Below are 15,594 nucleotides of genomic sequence, written 5' to 3'. Positions count from 1 at the left end.
GCGCGCTCAGCCACGCGGGTACACCGGGAAGCGCGCCACCAGCTCGCCGACCTCGCTGGCCAGGTCGGCCAGCGTCTCGGTACCGCCCGGCCCGGCCGGATCGGTGCGCACCGCGCGGGAGATCAGGGTGGCGATCTGGCGCATCTCCGGCTCCCGCATCCCCTGGGTGGTGACGCTCGCGGTACCGACCCGGATCCCCGAGGCCGTCATCGGCTTCTGCGGGTCGTACGGGATGGCGTTCTTGTTCAGCGTGATCCGCGCGGCGTCGCAGCGCTCCTCGGCGAGCCGCCCGGTCACCCCCAGCTCGCGCAGGTCGACCAGGGTCAGGTGGGTGTCGGTACCGCCGGAGACGGGACGCATCCCCTCGGCCGCCAGCCCGGCGGCGAGCGCCTGGGCGTTGCGGACCACCTGGGCGGCGTACGCCTGGAACTCCGGCAGCGCGGCCTCGCGCAACGCGACCGCCTTCGCCGCGACCGCGTGCATCAGCGGACCGCCCTGGGTGAACGGGAAGACCGCCTTGTCGATCCGCTCGGCCAGCGACTCGCGGCAGAGGATCATGCCGCCGCGCGGGCCGCGCAGCACCTTGTGGGTGGTGGCACAGACGACGTCGGCGTACGGCACCGGAGAGGGGATCGCGCGCCCGGCGACCAGCCCGATGAAATGCGCGGCGTCGACCATCAGGTACGCGTCGACCTCGTCGGCGATCTCCCGGAACCGGGCGAAGTCGATCAGACGCGGATACGCGGTGGCGCCGCAGATGATCATCTTCGGCCGGTGTTCGAGGGCCAGGTCCCGCACCTCGTCGTAGTCGATCAACTCGGTGTCCTGCCGGACGTGGTAGCCGACCGTGGCGAACCACCGACCCGAGAAGTTCACCCGGCTGCCGTGGGTCAGGTGCCCGCCGTGCGGCAGGTCCATCGCCAGCACCGTGTCCCCCGGCTGCACCAGCGCGGCGTACGCGGCCAGGTTGGCGCTCGCGCCCGAGTGCGGCTGCAGGTTGGCGTGCTCGGCGTCGAAGAGCTCGCGGGCCCGCGCCACGCCGATCTCCTCGGCCCGGTCGACCTCGGCGCAACCGCCGTAGTAGCGCCGGCCGGGATAGCCCTCGGCGTACTTGTTCGTCAGGGTCGAGCCGAGCGCGGCCAGCACCGCGGGCGAGGTGAGGTTCTCGCTGGCGATCAGCTGCAGGCCGCCGCGGAGGCGGTCCAACTCGCCGAGGACCACCGAGGCGATCTCCGGGTCGGTCGCCCGCAGCTGCTCGAAGTCCGGCCCCCAGAAGGTGTCGGTGCTGGTCGGGTTCACAGCGACGAGTCTAGGTGGTGTCCCGACCGGGCTCAGTTCAGCCCGAACGCGGTGGCCATGCTCGGCGACTTGAAGTCCACCTGCGGCTCGCCCTTCAGCGCGGCGGCCAGCGTACGGGCGACCGCGTCGACCACGTTGAGCTGGATCGCCGACCCGACGTGGTCGCCCGGGTCGTCCGGGTTCGCCGCGATGGCCGCCGCCGCGAGCTGCGGGGTGAACATCGCGAACGTCTCGGTCGCGTTCTCCTCCGAGCTGCCGGTCTTGCCGGCCACCGGGCGCCCGCCCATGATGTCGTGCACCTGGGTGGCGGTGCCGCCGTCACAGGTGCGGTACGTCGACTGGTCGCCCACCGGGCAGCGGGCGGCGTCGGTCGCGGCCCGGGCGATGTCCGGTTCGAGCACCCGCTTGCAGGACGGGTTGCCGGCGGCGGCGACGTGACCGGCCGAGTCGGTGATCGAGTTGACCGGCAGCGGCGCGCAGTACGTCCCCTCGGCCGCCACGGTCGCGTACGCGTTGGCGAGGTCGAGCGGGGTCGTGGCGGCCACGCCGAGGGTGAAGGCGCCCCAGCCGCGCGCCCCGTCCCGGGCCAGCTTGGCGTCGTTCGCGGCACGGAACCTGATCCCCAGCCGCTGCGCCATCGCCACCGCCTTGTCGGCGCCGACCTGCTGCTCCAGCTGGACGAAGTACGTGTTGACCGAGCGCCCGAAGCCCGTCCACATGGTGCGGTACCCGTCCATCCACGACGGGTTGGCGTTCGACGGGCACCAGTAACCGCCGCAGCTCGCGGGCCCGCTCACCGGGTAGTTCGTGAGCAGCCGCGACGGCGAGTCGAAGCCGGTGTTCAGCGGCGCGCCGGCCTCCAGCGCGGCGAGCATGGTGAACATCTTGAACGTCGAGCCCGCCTGGTACCCCTCGATGGTGCCGCCACCGGCCACGAGCTGGTTGACCGTGTTCGGGTAGGTCTTCTGCCCCTTCGGGTTGGGGTCGAGACTGTAGTGCCGGTTCACCGCGAGCGACAGCACCCGGCCGGTACCGGGCTGCACCACCGCCATCGGTACCGCCCGCTTGTTGTTGTAGCCGTACACCGTCAGCGCCTGCTGCACGGCCTTGGCCTGGATGTCCGGGTCGAGCGAGCTGACGATCGTGTAGCCGCCCTGCCGCAGCGCCTGCTCCCGCTCGGCCACCGTCTTGCCGAAGGCCGGCTGGGTGTCCCACCACTGCACGAAGTAGTCGCAGAAGAAGCCCCAGTCGGGGTGCTCGACGCCGGTGGCGGCGCAGCCGCTCGGCTCGTTCTTCGGGTGCAGTCCGAGCGGCCCGGCCTTGGCCCGCTCCGCGTCGGCCGGCGAGATCACCTTCATCCGAGCCATCTGGTCCAGCACGTACGACCGGCGCCCCAGCGCCGCCGCCGGGTCGTTGTCGATCGGGTCGTCGGTGTCCGGGGACTGCACCAGCCCGGCGAGCGTCGCCGACTCGGCAAGGGTCAGCTGACCCGGTGGCTTGGAGAAGTAGCGTTCGCTCGCCGCCGAGATGCCGTACGCCCCGGCCCCGAAGTAGGCGATGTTCAGGTAGCGGTTCAGGATCTCGTCCTTGGAGAGCTCCTTCTCCAGCGTCAGCGCGTACCGCATCTCCTGGACCTTGCGGCCGAACGTGGTGGCGGTGGCCGCCTCCCGCTGCTCGGGCGTCAGGTTCGGGTCGGTCTTGAGCACGTTGCGGACGTACTGCATGGTCAGGGTCGAGGCGCCCTGGCGTACCTCGCCGCCCCGGTTGGCCACCAGGGCCCGGACCACGCTGCGCAGGTCGACCCCGCCGTGCTGGTAGAAGCGGGTGTCCTCGGCGGCCACCATCGCCTGCCGCATGGTCGGCGCGACGGCGTCCAGCGGCACGTCCGTCCGGTTCTCCGTGTAGAAGGAGGTGACCAGGGTCTTGCCGTCGTTGGCGTAGAGGTACGAGCGCTGCGCCGTCGGCGGCGTCTTCAGGTCGCTCGGCAGGTCCTCGTACGCCATGCTCATCAGGTTCAGCCCCCGCCCCACCAGCAGGTTGGCCGGGAGCGCGACGGCGGCCACGACCAGGCCGGCCAGCGCCCCGGTCAGGAGCAGCGTGGCCAGCTTGCCGGAGCGGGATCGGGCGGACATGCGTCACCTCTCGGACGGGTTCCAAGGTGAGAACTCGTCAACAGTGCCCGAGAATGGCCGCCTTGCGCCCGCTTTCTGCGCAATAACCAGCAGATTGTGGGCCGGTACACAGGACCGTCACAGCCGCACCCAGCGGCACGCTCCCCGCGCGGGCGGGTTGCCGCCGGGCGGCGACCCGGTCAGGGCAGGAGCACGGCCGCCAGCGGCTGCACGGTGGTCTCGATCTCGTCGGCCACCCGGGTGAAACACTGGTCGCCCCGCCCCCACGGGTCGTCGAGGTCGTCCCCGGGCAGCGGCGACTCGCCCTGCCGGGCCGCGGCCGCCGCCGCGACCAGGGCGACCCCGCGCGCGTAGACCTCCTCGGGGGTCGGCTCCGCCGGCGGCAGCGCCGCCGGGTCCAGCGCGGCGAGCAACCGGCCGAACTCGCCGAGCACGAAGGTCCGGTCGGCGGCGTCGGGCCGCAGCGCCAGCACGTACTCCTGCTGGTCGGCCGTGGCCGTCAGCACCAGGTCGGCGGCGTCGATCTGGTCGGAGCGCAGCTTGCGGGCGAGAAAGCCGGTCACGTCGCCCCCGCGCCGCTGGACCTGCCGGGCCGCGGGCGGGTTCATCTCCTCGCCCGCGTGCCAGCCACCGGTACCGGCGCTGTGGCTGTGCACCAGCGTCTCGGCCAGGTCGGCCGGCTCGGTTCCGCCCGGGGCGCCGCCGGCCGGCCCGCCCTCGCCCGCGAGCCGCTCCACCCGGCGCAGTACCGCGAGGGCGAGCAGCCGCTCCGCCATCGGGGAGCGGCAGATGTTCCCCATGCAGACGTGCAGGACGGTGAAGGGCGGCACTCAGGACTCCTGGCCCTGGATGTCCGGCACGACGTCCCGCAGCTTCTGCAACGGGATCGCGCCGGCCCGCAGTACCCGCGGCACCTCGCCGGTGACGTCGACGATCGTGCTGGGCACCGGGTCGGGGCAGGGCCCCGCCTCCAGGTAGGTACGCACCGAGTAGCCGAGCTGGTCGCGGGCCTCCTCGGCGGTGACCGCGGCCGGCTGACCGTGCTTGTTGGCCGACGAGACGGCCATCGGACCGGTCTCCCGGAGCACCTCCAGCGCGACCGGGTGCAGCGGCATCCGCACCGCCACCGTGCCTCCGGTGTCGCCGAGGTCCCACTGCAGGCTCGGCGAGTGCTCGACCACCACCGTGAGCGCGCCGGGCCAGAAGGCCTCGACCAGGTCGCGGGCGACCGGCGGGAGCGAGAAGACCAGTCCGTCGAGGGTGTGCCGGGAGCCCACCAGCACCGGGGGCGGCACGTTGCGGCCGCGACCCTTCGCGTTCAGCAGCGCCGTGACCGCGTACGGGGTGAAGGCATCGGCCCCGATGCCGTACACCGTGTCGGTCGGGAGGACGACGAGCTCGCCGTTCTTGACCGCCTCGATCGCCGCGGCGATGCCACGGTCCCGCTCCGCGAGGGACCGACAGTCATAGAGCATCACGGGAAGTCAGTCTGCCACGCCCGCGCGGCGACCCGGTCACGCGGTGGGCGCGCCGGCCCGGACGGCGGTGACGAACCGGGGACGACCGGCAAGGTCGTGCCGCTCCTCGATCCCGACGAACCGCCCGCCCACCCCCAGCAGGGCCGGTACCGCCTCGCCGTGGGTGTCGTCGTGCTCCACGCCGAACGCGCCGCCGGGGCGGAGCAGCTCGGCCACCCGGTCGACCAGCGGCCGGATCACCGCCAGCCCGTCCGGGCCGCCGAAGACGGCGTCCGCCGGGTCGTACCCGGCCACCTCCGGTCCCACGACGGTTCCCTCCGGGACGTACGGCGGGTTGCAGAGCACCACGTCGACCCGCCCCGCGAGCCCCGCCAACAGCCCGGGCCGGGTCACGTCCGCGGCGACCACCTCGACCGGCCGGTCGCCGGCGGCCGCCCGCTCGGCGGCGTTGCGGCGCAGCCACTCCAGCGCCGGGGCGGCCCGCTCGACGGCGGTCACCGCCGCGGCCGGTACCTCGTGCGCCACCGACAGCGCGATCGCCCCCGTACCGCTGCACAGGTCGACCACGGTGACCTCGCCCCGCTCCGCCAGCACCTCCCGGGCCCGGTCGATCCCCCAGCCGGCGAGCAGCTCGGTCTCCGGGCGCGGTACGAAGACGCCCGGCCCGACCGCCAGCTCCAGGTACCGGAAGGCCGCCGAACCGAGCAGGTGTTGCAGGGGCTCGCGGCGCGCCCGGCGGGAGACCAGTTCCTCGTAGCCGGCGAGCTGCTCCGGCGTGAAGCCGTCCGCGAGCAAGAGCCGGCCCCGGGGCACCGCCAGCACGTGCGCCGCCAGCAGCTCCGCCTCCACCCGCGCCGGGCCGATCCCGGCCCTGGCCAGCACCTCGGCCGAGCGGGCCACCGGCCCCTGCGGCCGCTGCCTTTTCGGCCCTTCGGCGGGCTGTTCGACGATACGGGTCACGACATAATCATGGACGGCGGCCGGCACCGTCGCCCCGTGGGTACCGCACGCTCTGGCTCGCCGGATCTTCAGGAGGTTGCGTGAGCTGGCTCGACCGGGTCGTCGACCAGGCCGATGTCCTCCGGCAGGCCCGTGCGCTCCAGGAGAGCAGCCGGTCCGCCGACGCGTCGCTCCTGCTCGACCAGGTGCTGAAGACCTCCGACGACCCGTACACGCGGGCCGACGCGTTGCTCCAGCGGCTCTCCGCGGTGATCAACCTGGGCCGCACGGCGGAGTTCACCACCGCCGTCGAGCAGGCCTTCGACGCCGCCCGCGACCTCACCGAGCCGTACCTGCACGGGCACCTGCACGCGCTGGCCGCGCTCGCCGCGCACCACCAGGGCGCGCTCGACCGCTGCGTCACCCACCTGGTCCAGGGCGCCCGGGCGCTCGGCGCGGTCGAGGACCCGGACCGGGAGACCGCCTGGGGCTGGCACGACCTCGCCATGGCGTACTCGTACCTCAGCTTCCACGGCTACGCGCTGAGCGCGATCGAACGCGCCCGCCAGCTCGGCCTCGCCGCCGGCATCCCGGAGGAGACGTTCGCGGCGCCCGGGATCCGGCTGCGCAACGCCGTCGCGCTCGACCACAACGGCGACAGCGACGGCTGCCTGCGGGTGCTCCGCGACATGGGCAGCGACCTCGAACGCTTCCTGGAGAGCGGGACCACCGACCGGCTGCGCCCCAGCGGCCTCGCCGCGTACGGCTACTCGGTGGCCCGCCGGGCCGCGCTCGGCGACGCGCGGGAGTCCGCCGCCGGCGCCGAGCCGGCCACCCTGCTCTCCCGGGGCGGGGACAGCTCCCGGGTACGCGACATGCGCCTGCTCGGTGCGGCCTGCCTCGCCATCGCCGGCGGGCGACCGATCGAGGCGATGGCCCGGCTGCGGACCGCCACCGTCGGCGCGGAGACGCTCGGCGCGGCCGAGCACGCCCGGCTGTTGAGCCTGACCTACGCCCGGGCGGGCGACCACGCGGCGGCGCACGCGGCCGACCGGCACGCCTTCCGGCTCGCCGCCCAGCGGCTGGACCGGCTGCGCGACGTCTACGTGGACGGGATCGCCGCCCGGCTCGACCACGAGGAGATGCGCCGCGAGGCGGCCCGGTACGAGGGTGAGGCGCTGACCGATCCGCTCACCGGCCTGCCCAACCGGCGCCGGCTGGAACGGTACGTGGCGGCGATGGTGGGCCGGGGCGAACGCGCCGCGCTCGGGGTCTGCGACCTGGACGGGTTCAAGGCCGTGAACACCGCCCACGGCCACCACTCCGGCGATCTGGTACTGCAACGGGTGGCGGGCGTGATCAACCGGGTGATGCGCCGGGGCGACTTCGTGGCGCGCTACGGCGGCGACGAGTTCGTGGTGGTGCTGCCCGGCGCCGGCATGGCCGAGGCCGCGGAGGTGAGCCGGCGAATCACGGCGGCCGTGCACGCGGAGGACTGGGAGTCGCTGGTCCCCGGTACGCCGGTCGGCGTCACCGTCGGCTTCGCCGAGGTCGCCGGGCCGGGCGGGCTACGTACCGCCTTCGAGCTGGCCGACCGGGAGATGCTCCGGGCCAAGGCCCGCCCCCGCCTCGCCTCCTGAGCGCGCCGGGCCGAGGCACCCCCGCGCCGAGACCCCGCTCGGCGGCGCGGACCGGCGCGCCAGACCGCTACCCGGCTCGGCGGTGCGGACCGCCACCCAGCCGCGCGCCCGACCGCTACCCGGCCGCGCGGTACGTCCCTGCCCGGCTCAGCGGCGGGCCAGCTCCGTCTCCCCGGCGAGCCGCGCCGACCGGTCCGCCTCGCTCAGCGCGTCGAGCACCCCGTCGAGGTCGCCCGCGAGCACCAGGTCCAGGTTGTAGGCGGTGTAGCCGATCCGGTGATCGGTGATCCGGTTCTGCGGGAAGTTGTAGGTGCGGATCCGCTCGGAGCGGTCGACGGTACGCACCTGCGAGCGGCGCGCGTCGGAGGCCGCGGCGTCGGCCTGCTCCTGGGCCGCGGCCAGCAGCCGGGCACGCAGGATCCGCATCGCCTGCTCCCGGTTCTGCAGCTGGCTCTTCTCGTTCTGGCAGGAGACCACGATCCCGGTCGGCAGGTGGGTGATCCGTACCGCCGAGTCGGTGGTGTTGACGGACTGCCCGCCCGGACCGGACGAACGGTAGACGTCGATGCGCAGGTCGTTGGGGTCGATGGTGACGTCGACCTCCTCGGCCTCGGGCAGCACCAGCACCCCGGCGGCGCTGGTGTGGATGCGCCCCTGCGACTCGGTCACCGGAACCCGCTGGACCCGGTGCACGCCGCCCTCCCACTTCAACCGTGACCAGACGCCGTTGCCGCCCTCCGGGACGCCGCGCGTCTTGACCGCGAGCGAGACGTCCTTGACCCCGCCGAGGTCCGAGTCCTGCGCGTCCAGCACCTCGGTGACCCAGCCGCGCCGCTCGGCGTAGCGCAGGTACATCCGGAGCAGGTCGCCCGCGAAGAGCGCCGACTCCTCGCCGCCCTCGCCCGCCTTGATCTCGACGATCACATCCTTGGCGTCGTGCGGGTCGCGCGGCATGAGCAGCTCGGCGAGGCGCTGCTCCAGCGCCGGCAGTCCGGCCGCGAGGGTCTCCGCCTCGGTGGCGAAGGACGGGTCCTCAGCCGCCAGCTCGCGGGCGGCGGCCAGGTCGGCCCGGGCCTGGTCCAACTCGCCGGCGGCCTTGTGGATCGGGGTGAGCTCGGCGAAGCGCCGGCCGACCCGGCGGGCGGTGTTCTGGTCGGCGTGGATCGCCGGATCGGCGAGCCGCTTCTCCAGTTCCGCGTACTCCTCCAGGAGCGCGGCGAGCCGCTCGCTGCTCATCGCCGCGCCCCGGTCCGCTCGCCGCCGGCCCGGGGCCGGTTGACCCGCTCGCTCACGCTCGTACTCCCTCGCCCTACTCGACACCCGCCCTGGGTGGCTCGGCACCCGTCCTGGGCGGAAAGCGCCGACACCCGAAACCCGCCGCCATACGGACGGCGCCCGTGTCCGGTGCGAAACCGGACACGGGCGCCGTCGGAGTTGCTACTTGGCCTTCTTGGCCTGGACGTTCGCGTACTTCTGCTGGAACTTGGCGACCCGACCGGCGGTGTCGAGGACACGCTGCTTGCCGGTGTAGAACGGGTGGCAGGCGCTGCAGGTCTCGACGTGGATCTGCCCGCCCTTGGCCGTGCTGCGGGTCGTGAAGGTGTTGCCGCACGAGCACGAGACCTCGGTGGTGACGTACTCGGGGTGGATGTTGGGCTTCATGTCGCTTCGGTCCTCTCTGCGGTGGTCGCCGGGTCGCCGTCACCGCTCGTCACGATCGCGTGCCGAACTCTGGCGTGAACCGGAACCGGTGGCCGACTGGCCAGTCTGCCAGAGGGCGCCGGCCCGGACGAAATCGGGCTGACACTCCTGGTCCGGCATGGATAACGTGATCAACCCCGACAGCATTCCCGCCCCGCCGGAAGGCATGCCCCGTGACCGCCGCCCTCACCCCGGTGACCCCGCTGCACGCCGTACTCGATCCCGCCGCCCTGGCCGAGGCCGTCGCGGCCGGTCTCGTACGCGCCCAGCGCCATCCCGACGCACCGCTGCTGATCTACAACTACACCGAGGCGTGCACGTACACGAACGCCTGGACGCCCGTGACCCTCGCCTGCCGCGGCCTGATCGTCGACGAGGTGACCGGGGCGGTCCTGGCGCGGCCCTTCCCGAAGTTCTTCAACCACGACCAGCCCGGCGCGCCGCTGCCGCGCTGGCAGGCGCCGGCCGTGGTGACGGACAAGTCCGACGGCTCGCTCGGCATCCTCTACCCCGCCCGCGACGGCCTCGCGGTGGCCACCCGCGGGTCGTTCGCCTCCGCCCAGGCGCGGCACGCGACCCGGCTGCTGCGCGAGCGGTACGCCGGATTCGCGCCGCCGCCGGGCCTCACCGTGCTCACCGAGGTGATCTACCCGGCGAACCGGATCGTGCTCGACTACCAGGGCCTGGACGACCTGGTGCTGCTGGGCGCCGTCGAGATCGCCACCGGCCGCACGTACGGCCCGGAGGCCGTGCCGGACTGGCCGGGTCCGGTGGTCGAGCGGCTGCCGTACGGCACGCTGGCCGAGGCGCTCGCGGCCCCGCCCCGCCCGAACCGGGAGGGGCTGGTGGTGCACTGGCCGGACACCGACCAGCGAGTGAAGATCAAGTACGCCGAGTACCTGCGGCTGCACCGGCTGGTGACCGGCCTCAACGCCCGCGCCGTCTGGGACGTCCTCGTCAGCGGCGGCAGCCTCGACGCGCTCGCCGAGCCGCTGCCCGACGAGTTCCACGCCTGGGTACGCGGGGTGGCCGAGGAGCTGACCGCCTCCGTGGAGGCGCACGCCGCCCGGATCGAGGCGGCGTACGGTGAGATCCTGGGCACCCTGCCGGCGGGCTGGAGCCGGCGGGACTTCGCCGAGCGGGTCCGGAGCTACCCGGACCGCAAGGCCCTCTTCCTGCGGCTGGACGGCAAGGACTACCGGCCGCTGCTCTGGCGCCAGGTCCGTCCGGCCGCCGAGCTGACCCCGTACGACTCCGAGCAGGACTCCTGATGACCCGACTGATCGTCACCCGCGGCCTGCCGGCCTCCGGCAAGACCACCTTCGCCCGCAAGCTCCAGCCGGGCGTGGTCCGGGTCAACCGGGACGACCTGCGGCGCATGCTGCACGGCGAGCGGCTCTTCACCCAGTGGGCCGAGGGGCAGGTCACCACCGCCCAGCGCGCGCAGGTCGAGGCGCTGCTGCGGGCGCGGGTGGACGTCTGCGTGGACGACACCAACCTGCGCGCCAAGACGGTACGGGAGTGGGCCGAGCTGGCCGCGCGCTTCGGCGCCAGCTTCGAGGTGCACGACTTCACCGACGTACCGGTCGACGAGTGCGTCCGCCGGGACGCCGACCGGCCGGAAGAGGACCGGGTCGGCGAGGCGGCGATCCGGCGGATGCACGAGCGGTACCTGGCCGGCCGGAGTCTGCCGCTGCCCGTCCCGTACGTCCAGCCGGGCGGGCCGGCGCGGGTCTACACCCCGCCCGGCGACGCGCCGGAGGTGGTGCTGGTCGACATCGACGGCACGGTCGCGTTGATGCACGGGCGCAGCCCGTACGACATGAGCCGGGTCGGCGAGGACCTGCCGAACCAGTCGGTGATCGCGGCGGTACGGGCCATGCACTCCGCCGGGTACGGCGTGGTCTTCTGCTCCGGGCGGGACGACTCCTGCCGGGAGACGACCGAGGCGTGGCTCGACCTGCACGTGGGGGTGCCGTACCTCGCGCTCTACATGCGGGCGGAGGGCGACCGGCGCAAGGACTCCGTCGTCAAGCGCGAGATCTTCGATCGGGAGATCCGGGACCGTTACCGGGTGGTCGGGGTCTTCGACGACCGCCAGCAGGTGGTCCGCATGTGGCGGGACCTCGGGCTGACGGTCTTCCAGGTCGCCGAGGGCGACTTCTGACCCCGGCCCCCGCCCCGTCGATCTAGGGCAAATCCGCGTTAGCTGATCTCCAATCACGTGGATTTGCCCTAGATCGACGGGGCGGGGGCGGGTGGCGGGGGCGGACGGCAGAAGGGGCGCGGACCCGATCGCGAACGGCGATCCGGTCCACGCCCCTCCGGCGTGGTCACCCGGCGGACTACTCCCCCGGTGTCGACTTGGCGATCTGCATCAGGAACTCGATGTTGGTCCGGGACTGCTTGAGCCGGTCCAGCAGGAGATCCAGCGCCGCCTGCGAGTCCAGCGAGTGCAGCACCTTGCGCAGCTTGTGCGTGATCGCCAACTCCTCCGGCGCCAGCAGGATCTCCTCCTTGCGGGTGCCGGACGGGTGGATGTCGATCGCCGGGAAGACCCGCTTGTCGGCGATCTTCCGGTCCAGCTTCAGCTCCGCGTTGCCGGTGCCCTTGAACTCCTCGAAGATGACCGTGTCCATCATGGATCCGGTCTCCACCAGCGCGGTGGCGAGGATGGTCAGGGAGCCGCCGTTCTCGATGTTGCGCGCCGCGCCGAGGAACCGCTTCGGCGGGTAGAGCGCGGTCGAGTCGATACCGCCGGACATGATCCGGCCGCTGGCCGGCGCGGCCAGGTTGTACGACCGGCCGAGCCGCGTCACCGAGTCGAGCAGGACGACCACGTCGTGACCCAGCTCGACCAGCCGCTTCGCCCGCTCGATCGCCAGCTCCGCGACCGTGGTGTGGTCCTGCGGCGGCCGGTCGAACGTCGCGGCGATCACCTCGCCCTTGACCGAGCGCTGCATGTCGGTCACCTCTTCGGGGCGCTCGTCGACGAGCACCACCATCAGGTGACATTCCGGGTTGTTGTGGGTGATCGCGTTCGCGATCGCCTGCAACACCATCGTCTTACCCGCCTTGGGCGGGGAGACGATCAGCGCCCGCTGGCCCTTGCCGATCGGCATGACCAGGTCGATCACGCGGGTGGTGAGGATGTGCGGCTCCGTCTCCAGCCGCAGGCGCTCCTGCGGGTAGAGCGGGGTCAGCTTGTAGAACTCCGGGCGCCGCTTGGCCTCGTCCGGGTCCATCCCGTTGATGGTGTCGAGCCGGACCAGCGGGTTGTACTTGTCCCGCCGCTGCTCGCCCTCGCGGGCCGTCCGTACCGCGCCCGTGACCGCGTCGCCGCGGCGCAGGCCGTACTTCTTCACCTGCGACATGGAGACGTACACGTCGTTCGGGCCGGAGAGGTACCCGGTGGTGCGCACGAACGCGTAGTTGTCGAGCACGTCGATGATGCCGGCCACCGGTACGAGGACGTCGTCCTCGTTGACCTGCGGCTCCCGGCCGCTCTCGCCGCCCTCGGCGCGCTCGCCCCGGCCACGCCGACGGTCCCGGAACCGGCTGCGCCGGCTGCGGCGTCCGCCGCCCTCGCCGTCGTCCTCGCCGTCGTTGTCCCGGTTGTCGCGGTTGTCGCGCTGGCCACCACGCTCGTTCCGGTCGCCGCGCTCCGCGCGCTCGCCCCGGTCGCCGCGCTCACCGCGCTCGCCCCGCTCCCGGCCGTTGCGGCCCTCGCCGCGCTCGCCGCGCTCGTTCCGCTCGGCCGGCTCGGTGGCCGCCGGCGCCTCGTCGGTACGCGGCTCGGCCGTCGCGACCGAACTCCGCGACCGGCGGGATCCGCGGGTGCGCCCCTCGACGGCCTCGGTCGGCTCCGCGGTCTGCACTGCGGCCGCGTCGGCACCGCGCCGATCGACCTCCGCCCGGTCCCCGCTGTCGCGCACCTCGGCGCGTACCTCGTCCCGAGCCGGAGCGGCGGCTGCCGCGACCTCTGCACGCGGACGCGGGGCGCTACCGGCGGCCGCGGCGTTGCCGCCCTGCCGCTCGGAGATGGCGGCGATCAGCTCGCCCTTGCGCATCCGGGCCGTACCGGAGATGCCGAGCGACGCGGCCAGGCTCTGCAGCTCTGGCAGCAGCATCGCCGACAGACCGGTGCCGGTCCGCCGACGGCGGGCGGGACCTGCGGTGGCTTCGCCAGCGACGTTGGAAACATCCGACGTCACGTCGGTGGTGTCGCTCAATGGATTCCTTCCCTCGATAGGCCGGGGCTGCCCGGGACTGGAAGCTAGGTGGCCGGGCGGCCTCGGTGCACCCGCCTCGCATGACGCGTCGCGGGAGTCTGTAACACAGCAGCCGGTCGGTTTCCCGACTCACCAGACATCGGTGAGCAGGTCTCGCCGTCTGCGGCGACCTGTGGAGAACTGCGGTGCGGCGTGGGCCTAGGCAGGGGTGAGACGCGCTAACCGCCGAAAGCTTCGGGGGTGCGCCGACCCGCAGAGATCGCGGTGCTTCGCGGCTGTGCTAAGTCTAGAGCGTAATCAACTCTTCCGACCTGCGGCAACAGGGTCCCGCTCGGCGTGTCCCAGTCTACCCCCATAGACCCGGGCACCGTTGACGTCTATCGGCAACGGCAGGGCGGTCCAACCCATTCCCGGTTCGAATCCCTCGGGCAGTTCGGAGAGCGCCAGCACCGTGGGTCCGGCGCCGCTCACCACCGCGGCCACTCCCTCCGTACGCAACGCCGTGACCAGCGCGTACGTTCCCGGCATGCCCGCTGCGCGGTACCGCTGGTGCAGGTGATCCTCGGTGGCCGGATAGAGCAACCCGGGAGCGGCGGTGAGCGCGTGCACCAACAGCGCCGCGCGTCCCGCGTTGCGGGCGGCGTCCGGATGCGGCACGGACGCCGGCAACGCCGCCCGGGCATGGGCGGTCAGCCCCCGCTCCACGGGTACGAAGACCACGGGCCGCACCCCCGCCGCCGGCGCGAGCGAGACCGCCCGCGCCCCGGCGGCCCCCGCTGGCGAGGCGAGCGAGACGGCCGGCGTCCCAACGGTCCCCTCCGTCACGGGCGCCACAGCGGCCCCGGCGGCACCGGCGACCCCGGCCGCCCGCTCCCCCTCGGGCCGAGCAGCCGTCCGCTCCCCCTCGGTCCAGGCGATGGTGAAGCCGCCGAGCAGGCAGGGCGCGACGTTGTCCGGATGGCCCTCCAGCCGCGCCGCGAGCCGCAGCGTCGCCGCCTCGTCCAGCAGCCGCTCGCCGTCGCGGACCAGGGCGCGGGCCAGCAGCACCCCGGCGACGATCGCGGCCGAGGAGGAGCCGAGGCCGCGCGCCTGCGGGATCCGGTTGACGCACTCCACCACCAGGCCGCGCGGCTGGCCCCCGAGCACGTCGAAGGTGGCCCGCATCGCCCGCACCACCAGGTGGGTGTCGTCGCCGGGCAGCTCCTCGGCGCCCTCGCCGGTCACCCGCACCCGGCAGCCGGCCGGCGCCACCCGGGCGGTCACGTCGTCGTAGAGCGCGAGCGCGAGGCCCAGCGCGTCGAAGCCCGGCCCGAGATTCGCACTGGTCGCCGGCGCCCGTACCCGCACCGGCTCGGTAACGAAGGTCAGGCTCATCGGCACATGCTAGGCCCTGGCCCGGACCGTACGCGGCCTCGCACAGCCGCCGGTCCCAGCGGGTGGGCACGGCGCGCCGCGCCCGGGTTCCGCGCCCGTGGCATCCCCTCGGTACGGTGACCCCGGCCACTCGGCGGTGCCGGCCGCGGGCGCGGCGCGCCCGGTACGACACCCCCGGCCGGACGGGTCACCGAGCACGGGACAGAACGGAGAAAGAGTGCTGGAACTGAGCGCCCTGGCCACGCAGTTGGTCGTGCAGTCGCCGATGATGCTGGTACTGCTGGCGGGGCTGGTCCTGGTCGTCGTACGCCGCCGGAACCGGCCCGGGCGGCCCTTCTCGCTCGCCGTCGCCGGCATCGGGATGCTGCTGATCGGCACGCTGATGACGTCGGCCTGGCAGATCGCGGTCCCCTGGATCATCACAGACCGGCACCTCTCGGCGAGCCAGTTCGGGCCGATCAGCATCGGCGTGGGAGCCCTGCTGGGGGTCTGGCACGCGGGCGGCATCGGCCTGCTCCTGGGGGCCGCGGTGAGCCGGGGCCGGACGGCCACGGCCGCCCCGACCCCGCCGGCACCGGCCCCGGCGAGCGCTCCCCCGGCCGGCTTCGCCCCCGGCGGCGTTGCGACCTTCGGCGCCGGACCGGGCGGCGCGCCCGCCGGCGGCGTCGGGTCGGGCGGCATCCCGGCGAGCGCTCCCCCGGCCGGCCGCCGAGCTGACCGACGCGGCGGTGCTCTTCGTCGCGTCGTTCCGGCCCACCGACGACCCCGAACGGCTCGCCGAGACGACCGCCGCCCTGGC

11 protein-coding genes and 2 pseudogenes are annotated in these 15,594 nt (G+C 73.7%); 4 read left to right on the top strand and 9 right to left on the bottom strand.

Annotated elements, in window-relative coordinates; translation table 11 throughout:
• Positions 1-6: 6 nt before the first annotated feature.
• The 5 genes and pseudogenes from glyA to prmC all read right to left on the bottom strand — a co-directional run bounded on the left by glyA (position 7) and on the right by prmC (position 5,869).
• Positions 7-1,299 carry a serine hydroxymethyltransferase gene (gene glyA, locus AB0J86_RS36610; protein WP_363862725.1) on the bottom strand — a complete coding sequence of 431 codons (1,293 nt, stop codon included), beginning with the start codon at positions 1,297-1,299 and terminating at the stop codon, positions 7-9.
• A 32-nt stretch (positions 1,300-1,331) separates the two neighbouring features.
• Positions 1,332-3,431 carry a transglycosylase domain-containing protein gene (locus AB0J86_RS36605; protein ID WP_363862722.1) on the bottom strand — a complete coding sequence of 700 codons (2,100 nt, stop codon included), beginning with the start codon at positions 3,429-3,431 and terminating at the stop codon, positions 1,332-1,334.
• A gap of 179 nt (positions 3,432-3,610) precedes the next feature.
• The gene (locus tag AB0J86_RS36600; protein WP_363862719.1) at positions 3,611-4,261 is read right to left on the bottom strand and encodes a phosphotyrosine protein phosphatase; all 651 of its coding nucleotides are present in this window, start codon (positions 4,259-4,261) and stop codon (positions 3,611-3,613) included.
• Positions 4,262-4,949 (bottom strand): annotated as a pseudogene (locus AB0J86_RS36595) (L-threonylcarbamoyladenylate synthase).
• On the bottom strand, positions 4,946-5,869 hold the full coding sequence (gene prmC / locus AB0J86_RS36590) for a peptide chain release factor N(5)-glutamine methyltransferase (RefSeq protein WP_363862716.1): 924 nt from the start codon (positions 5,867-5,869) through the stop codon (positions 4,946-4,948). The pseudogene AB0J86_RS36595 and the gene prmC overlap by 4 nt, the downstream one beginning before the upstream one ends.
• An 80-nt stretch (positions 5,870-5,949) precedes the next feature.
• Between prmC and AB0J86_RS36585 the strand changes: the two genes are divergently transcribed.
• On the top strand, positions 5,950-7,488 hold the full coding sequence (locus tag AB0J86_RS36585; protein ID WP_363862713.1) for a GGDEF domain-containing protein: 1,539 nt from the start codon (positions 5,950-5,952) through the stop codon (positions 7,486-7,488).
• Between the two features lie 147 nt (positions 7,489-7,635).
• Here AB0J86_RS36585 and prfA read toward each other — a convergent pair whose 3' ends face one another.
• Positions 7,636-8,724, bottom strand: a complete 1,089-nt coding sequence (gene prfA, locus AB0J86_RS36580) for a peptide chain release factor 1 (protein ID WP_363862710.1) — start codon at positions 8,722-8,724, stop codon at positions 7,636-7,638.
• Between the two features lie 201 nt (positions 8,725-8,925).
• The gene (gene rpmE / locus AB0J86_RS36575; protein ID WP_363862707.1) at positions 8,926-9,150 is read right to left on the bottom strand and encodes a 50S ribosomal protein L31; all 225 of its coding nucleotides are present in this window, start codon (positions 9,148-9,150) and stop codon (positions 8,926-8,928) included.
• 212 nt (positions 9,151-9,362) lie between these two features.
• On the opposite strand from rpmE, the gene AB0J86_RS36570 reads away from it, so the two are divergent.
• A complete protein-coding gene (locus AB0J86_RS36570) occupies positions 9,363-10,460 on the top strand; it encodes an RNA ligase (RefSeq protein ID WP_363862704.1) in 1,098 nt (365 codons plus the stop codon).
• Positions 10,460-11,356: an AAA family ATPase gene (locus AB0J86_RS36565; RefSeq protein WP_363862701.1), complete on the top strand. Its 897-nt coding sequence runs from the start codon at positions 10,460-10,462 to the stop codon at positions 11,354-11,356. Before AB0J86_RS36570 ends, AB0J86_RS36565 begins: the two co-directional genes overlap by 1 nt.
• A 178-nt stretch (positions 11,357-11,534) precedes the next feature.
• Here AB0J86_RS36565 and rho read toward each other — a convergent pair whose 3' ends face one another.
• Both rho and thrB read right to left on the bottom strand, forming a co-directional pair.
• A complete protein-coding gene (gene rho / locus AB0J86_RS36560) occupies positions 11,535-13,421 on the bottom strand; it encodes a transcription termination factor Rho (protein ID WP_363862698.1) in 1,887 nt (628 codons plus the stop codon).
• A gap of 297 nt (positions 13,422-13,718) precedes the next feature.
• Entirely contained in the window at positions 13,719-14,795 is a 1,077-nt protein-coding gene (gene thrB, locus AB0J86_RS36555) for a homoserine kinase (RefSeq protein ID WP_363862695.1), read from the bottom strand.
• A gap of 217 nt (positions 14,796-15,012) precedes the next feature.
• Between thrB and AB0J86_RS36550 the strand changes: the two are divergent.
• Positions 15,013-15,594 (top strand): annotated as a pseudogene (locus AB0J86_RS36550) (hypothetical protein); the annotation flags it as partial.

It is taken from the genome of Micromonospora sp. NPDC049559, from assembly GCF_040676675.1.
Taxonomy (GTDB): Bacteria; Actinomycetota; Actinomycetes; order Mycobacteriales; family Micromonosporaceae; genus JBFAPK01.
The sequence above is the reverse complement of the archived record's forward strand: the minus strand, read 5'-3'. Positions and strand labels throughout refer to the sequence as shown.